At 30.5% G+C, this 19,992-nt stretch carries 21 protein-coding genes; 2 read left to right on the top strand and 19 right to left on the bottom strand.

Annotated features, from left to right (window positions below):
* Positions 1-72: 72 nt before the first annotated feature.
* The 8 genes from PTSHG_RS05395 to PTSHG_RS05430 form a co-directional block, all read right to left on the bottom strand.
* Entirely contained in the window at positions 73-474 is a 402-nt protein-coding gene (locus PTSHG_RS05395; protein ID WP_019107867.1) for a DUF3887 domain-containing protein, read from the bottom strand.
* Positions 461-1,063 (bottom strand): YhfC family glutamic-type intramembrane protease, encoded by a 603-nt coding sequence (locus PTSHG_RS09250; RefSeq protein WP_019107868.1) that lies wholly within the window; start codon positions 1,061-1,063, stop codon positions 461-463. The genes PTSHG_RS05395 and PTSHG_RS09250 overlap by 14 nt, the downstream gene beginning before the upstream one ends.
* A 149-nt stretch (positions 1,064-1,212) precedes the next feature.
* Positions 1,213-1,668, bottom strand: coding sequence for an SsrA-binding protein SmpB (gene smpB / locus PTSHG_RS05405; protein ID WP_019107869.1), 456 nt, complete (start codon positions 1,666-1,668; stop codon positions 1,213-1,215).
* Positions 1,661-3,763, bottom strand: a complete 2,103-nt coding sequence (rnr, locus tag PTSHG_RS05410) for a ribonuclease R (RefSeq protein ID WP_019107870.1) — start codon at positions 3,761-3,763, stop codon at positions 1,661-1,663. The genes smpB and rnr overlap by 8 nt, the downstream gene beginning before the upstream one ends.
* The gene (locus PTSHG_RS05415; protein WP_019107871.1) at positions 3,763-4,935 is read right to left on the bottom strand and encodes a D-alanine--D-alanine ligase family protein; all 1,173 of its coding nucleotides are present in this window, start codon (positions 4,933-4,935) and stop codon (positions 3,763-3,765) included. Before PTSHG_RS05415 ends, rnr begins: the two co-directional genes overlap by 1 nt.
* Positions 4,936-4,939: 4 nt before the next feature.
* Positions 4,940-6,493: a UDP-N-acetylmuramoyl-tripeptide--D-alanyl-D-alanine ligase gene (locus PTSHG_RS05420; protein ID WP_019107872.1), complete on the bottom strand. Its 1,554-nt coding sequence runs from the start codon at positions 6,491-6,493 to the stop codon at positions 4,940-4,942.
* Between the two features lie 9 nt (positions 6,494-6,502).
* The gene (locus PTSHG_RS05425) at positions 6,503-7,273 is read right to left on the bottom strand and encodes an alpha/beta fold hydrolase (RefSeq protein ID WP_019107873.1); all 771 of its coding nucleotides are present in this window, start codon (positions 7,271-7,273) and stop codon (positions 6,503-6,505) included.
* On the bottom strand, positions 7,260-7,724 hold the full coding sequence (locus PTSHG_RS05430; RefSeq protein ID WP_019107874.1) for a hypothetical protein: 465 nt from the start codon (positions 7,722-7,724) through the stop codon (positions 7,260-7,262). The genes PTSHG_RS05425 and PTSHG_RS05430 overlap by 14 nt, the downstream gene beginning before the upstream one ends.
* A 106-nt stretch (positions 7,725-7,830) precedes the next feature.
* Between PTSHG_RS05430 and PTSHG_RS05435 the strand changes: the two genes are divergently transcribed.
* Entirely contained in the window at positions 7,831-8,070 is a 240-nt protein-coding gene (locus PTSHG_RS05435; RefSeq protein ID WP_019107875.1) for a glutaredoxin family protein, read from the top strand.
* Positions 8,071-8,078: 8 nt separating this feature from the next.
* On the opposite strand, the gene PTSHG_RS05440 is transcribed toward PTSHG_RS05435, so the two are convergent.
* The 11 genes from PTSHG_RS05440 to PTSHG_RS05490 all read right to left on the bottom strand — a co-directional run bounded on the left by PTSHG_RS05440 (position 8,079) and on the right by PTSHG_RS05490 (position 18,977).
* Positions 8,079-9,008: a hypothetical protein gene (locus tag PTSHG_RS05440; RefSeq protein ID WP_019107876.1), complete on the bottom strand. Its 930-nt coding sequence runs from the start codon at positions 9,006-9,008 to the stop codon at positions 8,079-8,081.
* A gap of 164 nt (positions 9,009-9,172) precedes the next feature.
* The gene (locus PTSHG_RS05445; RefSeq protein ID WP_019107877.1) at positions 9,173-10,159 is read right to left on the bottom strand and encodes a resuscitation-promoting factor; all 987 of its coding nucleotides are present in this window, start codon (positions 10,157-10,159) and stop codon (positions 9,173-9,175) included.
* 381 nt (positions 10,160-10,540) lie between these two features.
* Complete coding sequence (locus tag PTSHG_RS05450) at positions 10,541-11,170, bottom strand: NUDIX hydrolase (RefSeq protein ID WP_019107878.1); 630 nt, start codon at positions 11,168-11,170, stop codon at positions 10,541-10,543.
* Positions 11,160-12,200, bottom strand: a complete 1,041-nt coding sequence (locus PTSHG_RS05455; protein WP_019107879.1) for a patatin-like phospholipase family protein — start codon at positions 12,198-12,200, stop codon at positions 11,160-11,162. The genes PTSHG_RS05450 and PTSHG_RS05455 overlap by 11 nt, the downstream gene beginning before the upstream one ends.
* Positions 12,197-12,616: a large conductance mechanosensitive channel protein MscL gene (gene mscL, locus PTSHG_RS05460; RefSeq protein WP_019107880.1), complete on the bottom strand. Its 420-nt coding sequence runs from the start codon at positions 12,614-12,616 to the stop codon at positions 12,197-12,199. Before mscL ends, PTSHG_RS05455 begins: the two co-directional genes overlap by 4 nt.
* A gap of 196 nt (positions 12,617-12,812) precedes the next feature.
* The gene (locus tag PTSHG_RS05465) at positions 12,813-13,673 is read right to left on the bottom strand and encodes a DMT family transporter (protein ID WP_019107881.1); all 861 of its coding nucleotides are present in this window, start codon (positions 13,671-13,673) and stop codon (positions 12,813-12,815) included.
* Positions 13,674-14,125: 452 nt separating this feature from the next.
* A complete protein-coding gene (gene pepD / locus PTSHG_RS05470; RefSeq protein WP_019107882.1) occupies positions 14,126-15,574 on the bottom strand; it encodes a beta-Ala-His dipeptidase in 1,449 nt (482 codons plus the stop codon).
* Positions 15,575-15,583: 9 nt separating this feature from the next.
* Complete coding sequence (locus tag PTSHG_RS05475; RefSeq protein ID WP_019107883.1) at positions 15,584-16,993, bottom strand: YfcC family protein; 1,410 nt, start codon at positions 16,991-16,993, stop codon at positions 15,584-15,586.
* 108 nt (positions 16,994-17,101) lie between these two features.
* On the bottom strand, positions 17,102-17,719 hold the full coding sequence (locus PTSHG_RS05480) for a TetR/AcrR family transcriptional regulator (protein ID WP_026088849.1): 618 nt from the start codon (positions 17,717-17,719) through the stop codon (positions 17,102-17,104).
* Positions 17,720-17,982: 263 nt separating this feature from the next.
* Positions 17,983-18,402, bottom strand: coding sequence for a deoxycytidylate deaminase (locus PTSHG_RS05485; protein WP_019107885.1), 420 nt, complete (start codon positions 18,400-18,402; stop codon positions 17,983-17,985).
* On the bottom strand, positions 18,399-18,977 hold the full coding sequence (locus tag PTSHG_RS05490) for a ribonuclease H1 domain-containing protein (RefSeq protein WP_019107886.1): 579 nt from the start codon (positions 18,975-18,977) through the stop codon (positions 18,399-18,401). Before PTSHG_RS05490 ends, PTSHG_RS05485 begins: the two co-directional genes overlap by 4 nt.
* Positions 18,978-19,063: 86 nt before the next feature.
* Here PTSHG_RS05490 and PTSHG_RS05495 point away from each other — a divergent pair, with 86 nt between their 5' ends.
* Entirely contained in the window at positions 19,064-19,954 is an 891-nt protein-coding gene (locus PTSHG_RS05495; protein WP_019107887.1) for a fructose bisphosphate aldolase, read from the top strand.
* Positions 19,955-19,992 lie beyond the last annotated feature (38 nt).

A 19,992-nucleotide genomic window follows, 5' to 3' on the forward strand; every position in this document is an offset into this window, starting at 1 on the left:
ATCAAAATCTAACTATTTTAACATTTAAAAAAACGCCCATGACTGAGCGTTCTCTAAATAATTTTATTCAATTTACTTGAAAAATATTCCAACTATTTTATCATCCTTATTAAAACTTACCCTAAAAAGAACATCCTTCTTTTCATACTTGACTTTTTGTAAAATAGTAGAAAAAGTTGTTCCTGAATTTTTATCCTCTTCATATATTCCCTTAGCGTCACCGAATTCTACAAATTTCCCATTTTCATCAAGATTTTTATAGGCTTCTTCCAAAATTTCTTTTTTAAATCCCATTGATTTTTCTGTTAAATCAATAAATTCATCTGTTTTTCTCTCATTGACTAAACTTATGGCAGCTTGAGCTTCTTTTTGATACTTATTAAAATCCTCATCTGACATTTTTTTAGTCTTAGAACTACAGGCAACCAAAAGTAATACAAGAGCCGTTAAAGTTAAAATTTTAAATTTTTTCATTCCTATTCCCTCCTAAATTAATTTTAAAAATGAAAATTAAAATAATTACACAAAGCAAAGTCCAGCTTCCGTACAAAATCAAATTACTAAATTCAAAAATATTCTTTAATATTATAAAATAATCAAAAAAACCATGTAAAAAAATCGCTAAAATTAAATATCTGTATTTTTTCATTCTATTAAATCCAAGCCATATTAATACAGTCATACCAATATGAAAAATCACCGCTAACAATCTTTCATATAATCCTAAAAAAATATCAGAGCTAGTCAATAGATTTAGGTTATTAAAGCTCAAAATAATAACAAATATTACTTCTATAAGCCCATGCCCTAATCCAAAAATAATTGCATCTGACTTGCTATTATTTTCTTTTAAAATTTTATCCCTAAAAATAAATCTGCCGCCCTCTTCAAAGAGTCCAGCACTCAGGGTGAGTAAAAATCCATATATTAGTGGATAAAGACTTTGAAAGCTGTAGATCCATAAATTATTGTTTAATAATTTCAAAAGAGGTAATCGAAGGCATAGCTGTGACAATACAAAACATATCATTCCTAGCAAAAATAATTTTAAGAATTTTTTCACAATTAAAACCCCTTTCTATTTAGATTATTGTCTAAATAGAATTTTATCATCATTGTTTTGCTATGTCAATAAAATTCCTTTGATTTTAAATACAAAATAAAAACGCCCATGACTGAGCGTTCTTCAAATAATTTTATATTTTAAAAATTTTAATACACTGTAGCTTGGCGAAGTTTTTTATCTACTTCTTTTTTCTTAATTGTCTCTCTCTTGTCCCAAAGTTTTTTACCCTTTGCCTTGGCAATTAAGACTTTTACCTTTCCACGAGATAAATAAACTTTTAAGGGGATAATTGTGTAGCCATCTTGAGTTTTAACTTTTTCCAAGCGAAGAATTTCACTTTTGTGCATCAAGAGTTTTCTCTTTCTCATAGGGTCTACATTATAAATATTTCCCTGTTCGTAGGGAGAAATGTGCATGCCATAGACAAAAATCTCGCCCTTATTTATGTCGCAGTAGGAATCTTTTATATTTACCTGACCTGCTCTAATTGATTTAACTTCAGTGCCAAAAAGTTCAATGCCAGCTTCATAAGTGTCTTCGATAAAATAAAGATGGCTTGCCTTTTTATTATTGGCTATTGCATTATCTTTTTCTTTACTCATCTTCATCACCTACTAATTTAAAATCAATGTTCCCCATATTTAGGTCCACATTTACAACTTCAATTCTAACTTCGTCGCCAATGTGAAATTCATTTTTTGTATCATAGTCCACAGCCTTGTAATGGTCTATGTCAAATTCGTAATAACCATCCATAGATTTGTAGCTAACAAGACCTTCAATTAAATTATCTAGCTCAACAAAAATTCCAAAATTTGTGATGCTAGAAACTCTACCATCATATCTTTCGCCAAGACGTTCAGACATATACTCTGCCATTTTAATATCTTCAACTTGTCTTTCTGCATCTTGAGCAATTTTTTCTGTCCTAGAAACTTGCTCTGCAATTTCTGGCAAAATTACCTTTAAATTTTTTATTATGCCTCCAGAAAGTTTTCCCTTTAGATGTTTTTTTATAATTCTGTGAATTGTTAAATCAGCATATCTTCTTATAGGAGACGTGAAGTGTGAATAGTAATCAAAGGCTAGACCAAAGTGAATGTCATTTATTTCAGAATATCTTGCCTTAGTCATAGAGCGAAGGGTCATAGTTGAAATAAACATCTCTTCTTTAGATCCCTTTGCCTTTTCAAGAACCTTTTGCACATCCTTAGGCTCAACTTTTTCATCAAAGTTTATCATGTAACCTAAAGGTCTAAGGTAAGAATTAAGTTCTGAAATTTTTTCTTCCTTAGGTCTTTCGTGAATTCTATATAAAAATGGAATGTGTTTAAAATAATATTCTTTAGCCACGCAGACATTTGCCATTAACATAAAGTCTTCAATTAGCTTATTGGCTGTTCTTCTGTCTCTCTTGTGAATATTTTGTGGCCAACCTTTCTCATCAACTTCTATAATGACTTCTGGTATGTCAAAGTCAATGGCGCCGCCTTCTTCTCTCTTCTTTTGCAAAATTTTTGAAAGCTCAAACATTTTGTCTAGGGTTTTTTCTAATCCAACAATAGATTCGTGAACTATATTTTTTTCCAAATAGTCAGATACATTTTCATAAACTAGTCTTTTATTTGAATTAATAACAGATTCACAGATGTCATATTTTTTTACATTTCCCTCTTTGTCAATTTCTACAATGACAGAAAGAGTTAACCTATCTACGCCCTCGTTAAGGGAGCAAATGCCGTTGGAAAGTTCAAAGGGTAGCATGGGTATTACTTTATTTAATAAATAAACTGAGTTGCCCCTCTTAAAGGCCTCTTCATCAAGTGCGCCAAGCTCTTCAACATAATGAGCCACATCGGCAATGTGAACTCCCAAAATATAAGATCCATTTTTAGAAATTTCAAGGGAAATGGCATCATCAAAGTCCTTTGAATCTGCACCATCAATTGTAAAAGTTAGAAGATCTCTAAAATCTCGCCTTCCCTTTATTTCATCAGGAGAAACTTCTTGTGGCAGGCTTTTTGCTTCAGATAGAGCTGCCTTATTAAATTCCATAGGAAGATCAAGGGCTGCTGCAACAGACATTATGTCAACATGAGGGTCATCGGGATAGCCTAAAATTTCTACAATTCGCCCTTCAGGTTTTTTATTTGCCTCTGGCCATTTTTCAATTTTTACAACAACCTTTTGACCATTTCTTGCCCCATTTATTTTTTTCTTTGGAATGTAAATATCCATTGCCATTTTGCTTTCATCAGTGATTACAAAACCAAAATCTCTCTTATTTTGAAAGACTCCAACAAATTTTGTGTTCACTCTTTTTACTATGGTAAGGACCTTTCCCTCTGGTTTATCTCCAAAGGAGTCTTTGTACCTTCTCACAATGACTTCATCGCCATTTAGTGCGAAGTTTAAATTATTTTTTGATATATAAATGTCTTCGTCAAGATTTTTACTTATCAAAAATCCAAAACCCTTGGCATTTGTTTGAAGTTTTCCATAAAAGAATTTTTCATTATCAACAAATCTATATTTTTTTCTGCTGTCTTCAAAAATAAGTCCTTCACTTTCAAGTTCTTCAATTATTTTTAAAAACTGCTTCTTTTCTTTATTTTTAATTTTAAAAAATTTAAGGAGTTCCTCTCTTGACCTTGGTGTTGTCTTTTCGATAATTTCTAAAATCTTTTCTTTAATCATTAAATCTTTGCTCCATAACTTGTCATATTAAATAAATTTGAATCGATGGAATAGCTGTTTTCTGATCTTTCGCTGTATCTAAGTTTACCTAGTTCAATTAATTTTGAAATTAAATCCTTTATCTTTAGACCATTAACTTCATAGAGGTAAAAGGCAATAGAACCAGGAAGGGTGTTTATTTCATTGACATAGGCCACATCGCCATCAACTAAAAAGTCAATTCTTGCAACACCTGCTCCGTCAATTGCAGAAAAACTTTTCTTGGCAAGGTCTTTAATTTCCTTTTCAAGTTCTGGTTTTAGTTCTGCTGGAAGTTTTTTATTTTGGTGTTTTTGTGAAGATTTTGCTCCCTTAGAGCCAGAAACATATTTGTCTTCGTATTTTAAAAGATCTTTAAAGCCAAGAGGTTCTTCAGCTGCAGAAACTTCAAGGTCATTTTCATAACCAAGGACTGCAACATTAATTTCCCTAGGATTTACCACTGCTTCTTCCACGATTATTTTTCTATCAAAATGTGATGCAACTTCAAGTGCCTTTGAAAGGTCAAGGGCATTTTCTACTCTTGAAATTCCAATAGAGGAACCTAAATTTGCTGGCTTTACAAATAGAGGATATTTCAAATCCTTGCACTTTTCAACAACATTTTGTAAATTTTTAAGCTCATCTTTGTAAAAATACTTATATTTTGTCATTGGAATATTTTCTGATTCAAAAACTTTTCTCATGACAACTTTATCCATACCAACAGCAGCAGACATTACTCCACAGCCAGTGTAAGGCATGCCCATAAGTTCAAAAAGACCTTGAGTACATCCATCTTCGCCAAAAGTTCCATGAAGGGCAAAAAATATTGCGTCAATTTTTTCAAAAACTTCAACAGAATCATATTCTGGCTTAAATAATTTCTTTTCATTGTGCTTAATGCAGTAAAGATTTTTGTCGCCGTAAATTGGCTTAAAGAAAACTTCAACTCCATCATGAAAGTCTTGGTTCTTGTAGGCTTTAAAATTTTTTAAACTTTCGCCAGATAAAAATTTGCCGCTCTTTGTAATATAAATTGGAATAGGATTGTACTTTGTCTTATCCATATTTTCAATAATTTGCATTCCTGTGATTACAGAAACTTCGTGTTCAACGGATCTTCCTCCGAAGATTACTCCTATATTTTCCATTTTCTCACTCCTCATTGTAGTTGTCAGGTAGGTCATTTTCAAAGAGAACGACATCTCCCGGCACAGAAATTTTTGCAAGCACTTCAGTAGCTTCTGCTAGCGAAGAGACTCTATAAATATTATCTTCATTAAAACTTTTATTTTTTAAACCTTCATAAATTGGCATAGTTCTCTTTTTGCCAACTAAAATTGGAAAATCTATTACATCTGCCATTACTTCGCCTATTTTTCTATTTTCCTCTTCTTCCATGGCGCCAAGTTCAACCATGCCTGGTGTAATAATAATTTTTCTGTGGTCTTTAAATTCTCTTAAAACATCAAGTGCTGCCCTAAAGCCAACTGGATTTGAATTAAAGGCATCGTCAATTATTATTGTGCCATTACTTGATGGTATAAGTGAAAGTCTGTGTTCCACTGGCTCAACTTTTTTTATGCCCCTTTGAATTTCTTCAAGGCTAAGTCCAAGTACATGAGCCGCTGTTGCTGCTGCAAGTAGGTTTGAAATATTGTGAAGACCAAGAAGCCTTGTCTCGCATTTTATTTCGCCTACTCCCTTTATGTGCAGCATAAATTTTGACCCTTCTTCATTTACTTCTATTTCGTCAGCATAGACATCTAGCTTGTCAAAATCCTTTGTGCCATATCTATAAGTTTTCTTTTTAGTCTTATCTGCAAGAGGTTTTACATAATCGTTGTCGTAATTAAAAATTGCAATTCCATCTTCTGGCAGATCTTCTATTAACTCATACTTAGTCTTTTGAATATTTTCTATTGTCTTAAAGAGATGCATGTGAGTTGGTCCAATAGCTGTAATTATTCCAATGTCTGGTTGGACAAGCTGTGCTACTTCGTGAATTTCTCCTGGCACTTTGGCTCCAAGTTCTGCAATAAAAACTTCTCTGTCACTTTCAAGTTCGTTATTTATAATTTTTGAAAGTCCCATAGGTGTGTTAAAGGAAGATGGCGTGTTTTTAACCCTTAGTCCTTCAGATAAAATTGTATCAGATATAAATTTTACAGAAGTTTTACCAAAGGATCCTGTTATGCCAAGGACCTTTAAGTCATTTTCTTTTTTGAATTTCTTTATTTTTTCTTGGGCAGAAGTATAAAAGCCCATGTTGATTCTATCTTCAGTAGGTTTTGCCCACTTATTTGTTAAAATCAAAAGTCTGTATTGGAAAAAATAAATTAAAAATGAAAGTACAAGTGTTGAAATAACTGAAATCACATAAGATTTTGTTAAGTCAAATAAGACTAGTGAAATTACAACTACAAGCACAAAGAAAATGTAATTTACAAGCTTGTGTTTTTTTAAAAGTCTTTTTGCCCTATCAGTCCAAACTATGGGGGTTTTTTGATTTTTCTCAAGCTTATAGACTAATTTATTCATCTTTTCCTTGTTATCTTTTAAAAATATTTTGTATTCATCATTGTCATAGCCTTCTAATTGAAGCATGTGAATTGGAAAATTGCTCCTAATTAGAGAATAATACAGTGCTAGGCAAATCACTAAAAAATCTATTAAGTAAATTGGTAATCTCTCTAAAAAATATTCCATTAAAATCTCCTAATCTAAAAATGAATTAATAACTGCACTAAACTGAGAAAACTTGTCAAGATAAGAATAGTGACCAGCGTCTTCTAAGACAACAAGTCCAGAATTTTTTATCTCTTCCTCAAAAATTTTTCCCATATAAAGTGGTGTTGCTTCGTCTTTATCGCCCCAAATAAGAAGAGTTTCTGCATCAATATTTTTAAACTCATCTCTTGTAGATTCATTTACAACTTTTACAAAGCATTTTCTCATAATTCCATCTGCTGCCTGGTAATCATCAGAGCCGCGATTTTTATAAAATTTCGCCATGGCTTTCTCATTATTTCCATGAGTTAACATATATAATTTTTTTGCCGCCTTAAAGGAATATACTTTAGTGTAATAAGAAAGTTTTCTCTTTGGAAGAACTCCAGATGCATCAATTATTACAAGTTTATCTATTAAATCCTTATTTCTCGCTCCCAAAATAGTAAGAGTTTTACCTCCAAAGGAGTGACCAAGAAAAGTCGCCTTCTTTATATTAAATTTCTCTAAAAATTTTAAGAGAAATTCATAATAATCATAGGTCCCCATGACTTCTTTTGGATTTTCAGAATCTCCAAAGCCTGGTGCATCATAGGCATAAACTGTGTAGTTTTCTGGTATGGCATTAAAAATCGGCATAATTGATTCAATATATGCGCCCCAACCATGAAGAATTACAGCAGTTTTTTCGCCGCCTTCTCTCTTTATATATGCAGTTTTAATTCCATCTATATCAATAAATTTTTTATCTATTTTCATCTTCATCTTCTTCTATAAAAATTATGGAGCCTTCATCTCTTTCTAAATTATTTTCTTTGTAAAAATCTTTTTCCACATAAAGTCCAGAAAAATCACTTTTTTGAAAATTTTTGTCTAGATCCTTTTTTAAATCACCTTTAAAAATAGTTCCAGAACTATCAATTGCATCAAGACCCATTTTTAGGGAAGAAAGTCTAGCCTTGTGCCTTTCAATTTCTCTTAAAGTCTCATCAACATCGAGATCTGACTTTATTTCCTTTAAAATATTATATTCATGACGACCAAGAGCTTCAAAAAGTTCAGATAATTTTCTCTCTTCATTTAAAATTTCGTACTTTAATCTTGCCGTCTTTTTAATTTCTTGTGATTCACTTACAATTTTTTTCTTTAAATAATTTAAATTTTCCATAATTTCATTTACATTGCCATCGAGACTGTCAAAAAATCCCACAATATCACCTCGAATCTATGTTATTATATCAAAAAATACCCTTCTTTTAAATACTGCCCTTGTTTTCTTTGCCATTAATTGGGTAAATCTATTTTGGAGGGATATTATGGAAAAATTAACACTATATGTAGGAACTACTTGCCCATTTTGTAAAAAAGTTGAATCTTTCATGGAAGAAAAGGGCATTGACTCTGTAGAAATAAAAAATATTGACGAAGACAAAGAAGCTCGTGAATATTTAATTGAAAAGGGTGGCAAAAAACAAGTGCCATGTCTATTTATTGGCGAAAAACCACTTTATGAATCACTAGATATTATTAAATATTTAAATGAAAATCTAGCATAAATTTTAAATTAAAATAAAAAAGACAGGGAGACTTTAAAAGTTTTCTCTGTCTTTTTTGTTTCTTCTCTTATATTTATTTTTTTTCTCTTTTTTCGCGATAGCAAAATATTTTTGCTCTTAGAAATATTATAAATATTTAAAATTAAATTAATTACACTCACTAGCATTATAATTTTTATTATAAAAACTCTTGGCAAGAAGTAGTTTGTCATAATAAAAAGACTTAAAATTGTAAAGACATCTACAAATAATTCTAGGTAGATGAATTTTGATACAAGTGTGTTTTCTGAAAATTTTAAATTTACAGCAAGGACATTGATAAAAAATAAAACCATTACAAAGGTGTAAGTAACTATGGAAATATTTATGCTAGCTGTAAGTATATAAGTCTGTAACATAAAATACATGGAAAAATTTATTATTAATAGTCCAATTTGGTACTTTTCTATTTTAAAATCCTTGTTTTCATAGAGATTTTCTATGTCCCAATTCTCTGTAAGTGCCTTTAAAATTTTTGTCGTCTTAATTTTTTCACTAATCCATGAAGGAAGTAGACTCAAGACAAAAATACTAATAACAAGTGTCTTTAATAACTCATATAAATTTGTGCTGACAAACCTATTGAAGTAATTTAAAATAAATAAAATTATCCCAATAAGAGCAGAAATAGATAGCACCTTCAAAAAAGCGATGAAAATCTCATAATTTTTACCGCTTAAAAGAAATTTACTGCCCTCTGTGTAAGCAGCTGCAAATTCATATGGGTTGCCCATTTTATTTAATTCTTTTTTTATGTCTTCTTCTGTATAAATTTCTGGAAGTCTATCTTTTAAAATTTCTAAAAAATCATCCCTAGCTTCTTTTTGCTTGTCATAAGGGATGTATCTCTGCAAATAATAAATATATCTATCAACGAGTTCATGCTCAACTAATCTCATAAAATCATCCTCGTTTATATTATAAATTAAATAAAAGTTCTTTTAAATGATGAAGTTCTTATTTTTCTAATTTTATATTTTTTTTAGATTTTCATTATTGCCTTTTTAATTTCCCCTGAAAAAATATTTTTGCAATAAAAAAAGTCCTGCTTTCAGGACTTTAATTAGTCTAGTACATATACTCTTACATTTCTTCTGCCAAATCTATTTGCCTCGGCATTTGAATTGTAAAATAAATCAATTCTGTTTCCCTTTATTGCTCCACCAGTATCTTCTGCTGTTGCATATCCATAACTTGCAAAACCATCCATTGATTCAATATAAAGTTTTGAGCCAAGTGGAATAACCCTAGGGTCAACGGCAACTGCACCAACTCTTGCACGAGTTCCCATAGCTGTTTTTGAGCCAGCTGTTGGATCATAGGCAGTAGCTTGCATTACAATTACTCTCTTTGCGTTTTTTCCATTAGGTGCTACTGTACCTTTTTTAGTTCCAACTTCTACAACTTCTTTTACTGGATCCTTTGTAATTTCACTTTTTACAACTTCAGTAGTTTCAAGAACTCCATTGACATAAGTGTTTTTTAAGCTTTCAACTTTTTGTCCAACTTCGCCCTTAGCGATTACATTTTTATCTCCTTCAAACATTTCTGCGTTTTCGCGGCTTTCTATTTCAAAAGGAATTTCAATTTTGTTTTCCACATTTTCAACTACAACTCTGTCGATTTTAATAGTCATGCCTTCTTTTGCAATTTCATCAAGTGGAAGAGAAACTCTATCAAGTTTATTTAACTTAACATTTAGATTTTCAAGTACATCAGCAACTGTATAACCATTTGCTTCGGCAATTAAAGTCTTGTTTCCATCTTTAATGTGATATGATTTTGGCGTTGTTATAACGACCTTCATATCTCCTTTGATTTCTTCATCTACACTTGGACTTACAAAGTCCTTATTTTTGAGTATGATTCCTTCTTTTTCTAAGAAATCGCCTACAGTTTTTTCGTATGTAAAAACTGTTTTAGTTTTTCCATTAATATTTAATTCTACATCATTTCCTAACACTGTGCTAAAACCCATTGTAAGGACAGACACTAGAGCTAGGACTATAAGAATAAATTTTGCATTTTGAAAAATGTTTTTTCTATTCAATTTCTATAACCTCCATAACGTTACAAAGTTGTAAATATTGTTACGATTTTGTAACCTCTTCTAACCTCTTAAAAGTATAATAAAAAAAACTTATTTTGTCAATTTTTTGTAACTAATTTGTAATCTATCTTATAAATCCCAGCATTTAGCCATTTTAAAATTTATATTATTTTCCTTTACTTTTTTTGTAAAATAAAAATAGCCCTAAACCTTAAAATTTAGAGCTTCAAAGACAAATATTACATTTGTATTACAAATTATATTTACTTTTTTTATTATTTTCTATGAAAAGCCTATTAATATTTTCAAATTTTATAAAAAATTATTTCTTTTTATTACTTTTTTAACTTTGGCTTTACATTTATAGAATTTTTATAAAGCTTAAAGCATAATTCTTTCCACAAATCTTCTAGCCATCTTGGCAGTAAAACCCCAGATGATTTCGCCCTTGTAATCATAGAAAAGAACCTCTTCCCTTCCCCTTTTAAATTTATAACTTTCTCCATTAGGGATTAGATGATAGGGGAAATCTTCACTTCTATTTACCTTTAAATTAAGGCTATAAGATTTAGGATTGTTTTCCATAAAAAATTTTAGTGGCACTGTAAAAATTCTCTCCACTTCTGACTTTGACGGACTTATTTCGAAAAAATCTTTTTTTATTTCACCTATGAAGGTATAAATAATTGCTGCATAAGGATTCACCAAAAAATCGCCCTCTGAATAAATTTCTATATCTTCATCTCCTATTAAGAGTTCCTCACAAGTTTCCCTAATAGCAGCATCTCTTGGGCTCTCATTTTTTTCTATGCGGCCTCCTGGAAAGGAAATTTCTCCTGGTTGATTTCTAAGAGTGAGAGCTCTTTTCTCAAATAAGAGATGAATTTCTCCCCTTCTCTTTATTAAAGGTATCATTACAGAAAATCTATTTTTTACATCCACTGGCATAGGACTTTTATTCTGAAGTTTAGCTTTAATTCTCATCAAATCAAAATCAGCATTAAAATCCATTTTCTATTTCCCTCATAAATCCTTCAACTGTATAAATTTTAAATCTGTCAATTTTCTTTTTTTCTCCTTCATTTTCAAGAAGTTTGTAAAGGAGATCATCGTACTTAAAAGTTTCTGGCATTTCAAGTTCCTCTGCAATCTTTGGAACGTATTCTTCAAATACTTTTCTTACAAGTTCATTTTCAGAATTTTTAAATTTACTTTTTAGAATTCTGTAAATATATTTTAAACTTTCCTCTTCTTCCACTGCTTGTATATAATAATTTTCTCCTTTTAATCCCTTGACTTCTCTAAAAGCATCAAAATAACCAGTTTTTATAAGTTCATCTGCCTTTTCTTTGTTAAAGTCCATACTTGAACCAAGCTTCTTATTTGGTTTAATTATATATTTTGCCTTTATTTCAGTTTTAGGTGGAGTATTGTGAAGTCTTACTACAACAGCATCCATGCTTGTCCTCTCAATCATATCCACTGGCGCTTGTGATGCAAAACCTCCATCCAAAAAATATTTTCCATGAAGGGGTTTCATTTTAAATACTGGCAAATAACAAGATGCAATTATATAATCCTTCAAAAGTCCTTTTTCAATGTCTTTCTTAAATAATTTTTCAACCTTAAAATCAGATATATTGACAGTACATAATCCAAAATCAACATCAGAGTTTCTTATTTTTTCTTCGTCAATATATTTATCTACTAACTTAAATAGTGGGTCAGGGGATTTTTTTATCTCAGGAATTTTTATCTCACGATTTTTTAAAATTTGACTTATCTTATCTAAAAGATCCTCATCATCATCTTTTTCAATTTCTTCCATTTCATTTTCAAAAGAAGAAAAATCTAAACTCCTCCAAGCTTTAAAGCATTCATAGGCATCTCCTTGGCAAAACATTGCGCCATTAAAAGCACCAATGCTTGTCCCAACAATTTTTGAAAAATTAAATCCCATTTCAATCAGAGCAAAATAAGCACCAACTTGATAGGCTCCCTTTGCTCCACCACCTTCAAGAACTAAACCCCACTTTTTCATTTTTCACTACCAAGTTCGGATGTACAGTGAGGACATCTAGTTGCGTCAATTGCAATAGTAGACTTACAGAAAGGACATACCTTTTCTGTAGGAGCAGCTTCTACTTCTTTTTTCTTAAATTTATTAGTAGCTTTTGAAATTTGCTTAATCATTATAAAGATTACAAGTGCTATTATTAGAAAATCAAAAACTGATTGCAAAAATACACCGTATTTAACTTCGGCACTACCTACTGTAACACTTAAGTCAGAAAAATTAACTCCACCAAGAATTATACCAATAAGTGGCATCAGTATGTTTTCAACAAGACTTGATACAATTTTGCCAAAAGCACCACCTATGATGACACCAACAGCCATGTCCATAACATTCCCCTTAGAAATAAACTCTCTAAATTCCTTTATAAAATTTTTCATTTTTCCTCCTTTATAAAAAATTCCTTCTTAAATTAAATTGCTTATTTATATTAAGTACCCACTATTAAAATAAAGTAACTTTATGTAATACAAGTATTATAAATTTTATAAATTATTATCTTAATAAAAAAACTCAAGCTAATAAAATTTTACTTTTATATCTAGCTTGAGCTTTTCTTATATATATTAAATTATATTAACTCTTTTCTTCTCTTTCCTTTTCTACTTCATATTTACTTGAAAACATATCTATAACTGCTCCGCCAAGAATAAATACCATTCCCAAAACTACATTTTTAGGTGGGATCTCTCCATTAAAAAGAAGTACCCATATTGGATTTAGAATTGGCTCTGCTAGTCCAATTATTACAGCCTTTTCCAATCTAACTCGTCTTAACCCCCATGAGTATAAAGCATAAGATAAACCTGAAATTAATATTCCTGCTAAGATAATTAAAACTAAATCACTAATTTTTGAAGGTGGATTACCCTTGTCAAAGGGAAGTAGCAAACTATAAAAGGCACAACAAATTAAATTTATTACAGAAACTATGCCAAGAGGTGAGCCTTCTTTAACTTTTTGCAAAAATTGAGAATAAAAAACAAAAGATAAACCTATGCCAAGACCTGTGAACATTGCCAAATAATTTCTTTCTTTAAAAATCCCCAATATATTTATAATAACTCCAATAAATATAAATAAAAAAACCACTAAATTTTTCTTTTCTACTTTTTTAAATTTAAAAAAATTATAGATTATTAAATACATTGGAGCTGTATATTGTAAAGATATTGCCATAGCTGAAGTAGATATTTGTGTAGTTATAGTTAGTGTCAATAAAAAGAGTGCCATTGAAATTGCAGCTAGAACAAGATATTTTTTTGGATGAATTGGTTTAGATCTTATAAATCCTGATAAGAAAATTCCTCCAACTGCACTCCTAATTAGAGTTATCCAAATTGCACTGGCATCTACTGTTTTTACTATAAAACCTGACAAACTCCAAAGTAATACAGCAGAAAATATCGCTAAATAACCTTTTTTTTCATAAGTCATAATATTCCTCTAATCTATAAGAGATTTTCCCCTCCTAAAATATTTATAATTAGGTGATTTATATATCCAAATCAAAATAACCTAATATTTATCAGGCTTTTACAATTAATTGTCTAGTCCATTAGTCCTTAAATATACCGATAATAGATGTATTTTACTTTTTGCATTTATTTTTCTTAGCTATTCTCAGGAGTTTCTTTATCATATATCTGTTTTTAATATTATTTACATATTTTTTAGTTACTTCATCTTGATATATCAAAAGAATAAATTGTTAATTAATTGAACCATATCACTATATAGTATAAAAATATTATGTTAAAATCCATGTTTATTCATTGTTAATAAAAAAATTAATGAGAAGGCGAGCTCCTTAGTCGCCTCGCCCTTTCAATTTTATTATTTCTTAAATAGGTCTATGTTTTTAATAAAATAATCAAAATATTTTCTTATTAAACTATGTCTTTTAGAAACACTTTAAAAGCTTCATAAAAATTTATTACAGATGGAATATTTACTGATTCAGAAGGACTGTGAAGGCCTGTATGATTAGGTCCCACACTAATAATATCAAGACTAGGATTCTTGCTTATTAGATACCCTGATTCTAAACCAGCAGGAGAAACTTTTATTTCTAATTTTTTATTGAGTTCTTTTTCAAAAATTTCTTTATAAATCTTTCTTAATTTGCTATTAGGATTAAATCTCCAGCCTGGGTACTCTGCATAAATCTCTAGATTACCATTATATATATGAGCAAGCGTAGAAATTTTATTATAAGTATATTCAACTTGAGATTTCTCCATAGCTCTTATCTCGTTAATAAATTTAACATAATCGCCTTCAATCTTAACTTCGCCTAAATTATTGGATGAAATAACTACATGATTTTTAGGATCCATTTCAAAAACTCCATTAGGATATAATTTTATAATATTTATTATCTTGTTAAAATCTTCAGATTCTATAGCTTCTTGATCAGAATTTGAATTTTCAGAATTAACATAAATAGTATCTGAAAAAGAACTATATTCATAATGAAGTCCTTTTTCAAACTCACTGAGAATACTATCTAGTTCATTTTTATCCATATTTGTGCTTATAATTGCATAAGCTTCTCTAGGAATAGCAAGTCTAAAAGTACCACCATCAATATCTAAAATTTCTATATTATTTTTTAATTTTTCTAATAATCTAGATAAAACTATAATAGCATTACCTCTGCCTTTTTCTATATCTTCTCCAGAATGTCCTCCTAAAAATCCAGCAACTTTTATTTTAAAAGTATTTTTAAACTTTCTATTTTGTCTATTAATTTTTAAAGAGTAAGTTACTCCAGCTCCACCATTGCTGCCTGCTATAATTTCATCATCTTTACTATTGTCAATATTGATAGCTCTATTTCCTATTATCCAATCCTTTGATAAATTATTTACACCGCTAAAATCATCTTCCTCCACAGTAGTAAGTATTGCTGTAATTGGGGGGTGTGACATTTCTTTATCTTCTAAAATTGACATTATTACTGCTACACCAATTCCATTATCAGCACCAAGAGTTGTCTTGCCTCCTGTATTAACTTCATCTCCGTCAATTTGAACAGGTATTGGATCATTGTCAAAGTCAAAATCAAAATCATCTTTTTTTTGACAAACCATATCTAAATGAGCTTGCAAAATTAGAGGTTCTTTATTTTCTCCTCCATTTTGCCCCTCTTTTAATATTAATAAATTAAAATTATCGTCCTGTCTAACATCAAGATTAAGTTTTTCAGCCCAATTTTTTAAATAATTTGACACTTTCTTTTCTTTAAATGATGGTCTAGGAATTTCTGTGAGTTTAAAAAAATTATTAAAAACTTGAATTTCCTTTAAGTCATCAATAGAATTAAATTTATTCATTATAACCTCCTAGAATGGTCCAAGGCCAATATTTACAGCAACAATACACGCTATAATGCCTATTAAATACCATAATAAAACTAATTTCCAGAACCATTTAAGCCATTTTCCATAAGATATTTTCATCATTCCAAGTGCAACCATTATTGTAGCTTCTGCTGGCGAAAGCAAGTTTGTTATTCCATCCCCCATATGAAAAGCTAATGCAACGGTTTGTCTTGTTATACCAAGGACATCTGCCATAGGTACTAAAATAGGCATAACTAGCACGGCTTTTCCTGAACCAGATGGAACAAATAAATTTATTATTGATATTACAATAAATGATAATGGAGCAGATATTATTGAAGGAACATTTGATAAAAATCCTGTCAAACCATGTACAATAACATCAAGTATATGACCATCCATCATTATTATTGTCAAACCTCTTGCTAGTCCCACACACAAACAAGGGTATAGTAAATCTGCAGCACCATTTACAAAAGCATTCACTGTTTCACTTATTGGTTTACCTGAAATAATTGCTATTACTATAGTCAATAAAATAAATACCGCTGCCATTTCCCCTAGGTAAAAATGATATTTTATTACTCCATATACAATTCCTGCAACAGCTAATACAAAAGATAATAATACCAATTTATGTCTCATAGAAAATTCAATATTTGTAGAAATCTCTTCTCTATATTTACTTGTCTTATCTTCTTCATATGATAAAGATAGCTGAGGATTTTTATGAATTTTGTCTGCATATCTATATATATAAGCAATTGTTACAACAAGTGTCACAACCCATAAAATTAATCTAAAACCTATTCCAGAATATGGTGGTAGTTCTGCTATTTGTTGAGAAATTCCTAAAGTGAAAGGATTCATTACTCCACCTATATAACCAACAGCAACTCCGCATATTCCTATTGCAACTCCTGTTATAGAGTCAAATCCTAAGGCTAAACACAAAGTTATTTGCATTGGTAAAAAAGCTAGACATTCTTCGAAGTTCCCTAAAAAAGCTCCTCCTAATGCCCACAATGTTACAAAAAATACCACCACAAGCTTTTCTCTGCCCTTTAACTTCGTTGCTGTTCTTGAAATCAATGCTTCCAATGCTCCTGTTAAGTTTAGTACTCCAAAAGCTCCTCCAATAATAAACAAAAATGAAGTGATCTCAGAAGAATCAACAAGCCCTTGATGAACAGAAGAAAGTACCTTCCAAATACCAACTGGTGTATTTTCAATATAATGGAATGAATTTGGATCAACCATTTCTCTGCCAGTTTCAGGGTCCAATAGCCTAGTATATTCTCCTGCTGGGACTAAATAAGTTAAAATTGATACAACAGCCATTAAAATGCATATTAATAGTAATGCATCAGGCGATTTGAATTTCTTGAATTTATCTTTAAATTTTTTCATTTTTATACCTCCTAAACACTGTAATAATAGTCGTGATTATAATTTAATACACCGTTTTCCCAAAAATTGTATATATTTATATATCTTTAAGTCATAAGTAAACTTTCACTATTTTGCATTAACTAGGAGATAGTCAAAGATTTCTAAAAATGATTTTTCCTGTGATTCTAAATCTAACTTATCTCCTTGAATCATTGCTTCATATACATAAGATTGATGGACATTTATTAGGATTTTTAGGGTAATGTCTACTTTATTTGTATCTACATTTCCTTCTTTTACTAATTCATCAACAATCTGCTTATCCCTATAATACATATTTCCTTGCTTCAAAAGATTTTTCAAGAGGTCCTCATGACCTTCAAGATCATCTGGAAAAATATCATAGTATTCTTTTATAACATTTAAAAGTTTATGACTATATTTCCCAAAAAACATATTGTGAAATATTACTGGAGATCTAAAAGCATAATAGTTAAAAGTTTCATAAACTGTCCTATACTTTTCAAGAGTTGTCATTGTTGGCTTAATCTTTCTAGCTAAAGCTGTCGTATACTCTCTTAAGTACCTAATTGATGCAAATAGTATTAAGTGTTCTAAGTCATCAAAGTAATAATAAAGAGTCGCGCTATTATAACCTGCTCTCTTTGCAATTTTTCTTATAGAAATTTTGTCAATATCATCTTCTTTCATGAGCTCTTCTGTCGCTTCTATGAAATAAATCATTACTTTTTTCTTTTTTCTTTAGCATCCATAAATCTACCATCTCTTTCATAAAAAATATTCTAATCGCGATTAATTATTTTTCAATCACGATTATATTATCAAATTTCTAATTTGTCAATCATTTAATTTTTTAAATTAAGTAACCGAATAAAATTAAGAAATTTCTTAATTTTACCATTGTAAAAATGATATTTTAAAAAATTCAGTTAAATAAAAAACCAGTAAAAGTTTTCACTATTACTGGTTTATATAAACTATATCTTTTAGATTTGTTTAACAAGTATTTTATTTTTCTTTAAGAGTTCAATTGCATAATCATCAACTCTATAAGCTTCATGATAATAAATTGCGCAGATACCTGCTTGAATAAGTGCCTTTGTGCAGTTAAGACATGGGAAATGTGTAACATAGGCTTTTGCACCTTTTACAGAAATTCCTTCCTTTGCACAGTATAAGATGGCATTCATCTCTGCGTGAATAGTTGCTATGCAGTGTCCATCACGCATAGTGTGACCAACTTCGTCGCAGTGAGGGTTTCCCGTCACTGAACCATTATAGCCAGTGGAAATTATTCTGTTGTCAGAATTTACTAGAACACAACCCACAAATGCGCGGTCGCAAGTAGATCTCGTTGCCACCATTTCAGTTATTTCCATAAAATATTCGTCCCAAGATTTTCTCATTTTGCCTCCTTTGCAAGCTTGTCCACAAGTTCGTTGTACTTGACACCAGTATGTGCCTCTACTTTTATAAATTTTACTTCCAATTTGTCTTTTATGGAATCATAAAACTTTTTATATGCGATAGTTCCCTCTTTATTTGTCTTCCAAAAGCCAAGAGCCCATGACCTTATGCCTTCGTAATCATAATGAAGATAAATTTTTCTCTTTCCAATAGACTCCGCATATTCCATAGCTTTTATTGCACCCTTTATTTCTCCAGATACATTTCTCATCTCTGAATCTTCGAAAAATCTTTTGGAAAAAGAATATTCTTCCTCATCATTGTACATATATACCCCATAGGAATGACTCTTATCAGAATTTCTATAAGAACCGTCTACATAAACTATGAGTTCGTCTTTTTCTGCTAAATCCTTTTTTTCTTCTTCAACTTCATTTATAAAGGCCTCTGCATCTTCTAAGCTAGAGAATTTTTTAAAGCTTGCTCCCTTAAAGCCCATGGTCTCTTTTTTACATTCGTCCCAAGTCTTATATATGCCAGGATTTCTCCCAACTCTAACTGCGTAATAATTCATATTCACCTCAAAATTTGTCATTTGTCAACTATGTCTACTTATTATATAATTAGAAGTAATTAGAAGTCTAGACTTTGGAGGTAAAAATGAATAGAGAACAATTTGATAGAATGAAAAATGGCAAAGGATTTATAGCTGCCCTTGACCAATCAGGTGGCTCAACACCTAAGGCACTTTTAAATTATGGAGTGACTGAAGATGCTTATTCAAATGAAGATGAAATGTTTGAATGTGTCCACGAAATGAGAAAAAGAATTATAACAAATGAAGCTTTCACATCAGACAGAATTTTGGCTGCAATTTTATTTAAGGTTACAATGAATTCAAAAGTAGGCGACAAGTACACTGGCGACTACCTTTGGGAAGAAAAGGGCATAGTTCCAATTTTAAAAATCGACGAAGGTCTTGATGAAGAAAAAGATGGTGCTCAACTTATGAAGCCTTTCAAACACATTGATGAACTTCTTGAAAATGCCAAAGAAAGAAATATTTTCGGCACAAAGATGCGTTCTGTTGTAAAGGAACTAAATGAAGAATCAATTAAAAAAGTTGTTGATCAACAATTTGAATATGCAAGAAAAATTTCTAATGCAGGCTTCGTTCCTATTATCGAGCCAGAAGTTGACATCCACGCTAAGGATAAAGCTGCTATCGAAGAAGTTCTTAAAAAATATTTAATAGAAGGACTAAAAAAACTTGGCAAAGAAAATTATGTAATGTTTAAATTGACTCTTCCTGAAAACGAAAATCTTTATGAAGACCTATATGACTTCGACCAAACTGTTAGAGTTGTTGCTCTTTCTGGCGGTTATTCAAGAGATGAAGCCAACGAAAAACTTAGAAAAAATAGGGGTGTCATTGCATCTTATTCAAGAGCCTTAACTGAAGGACTAAATGTAAACCAAAGTGACGACGAATTTACAAAGACGCTTGACGATTCCATAGAAAAAAATTATTCAGCATCAGTTGAAAAATAAATATGAGAAAGTAAAAAACCTCTGAATTCAGAGGTTTT

It is taken from the genome of Peptoniphilus senegalensis JC140 (assembly GCF_000321025.1).
Classification (GTDB): Bacteria; Bacillota; Clostridia; order Tissierellales; family Peptoniphilaceae; genus Peptoniphilus_A; species Peptoniphilus_A senegalensis.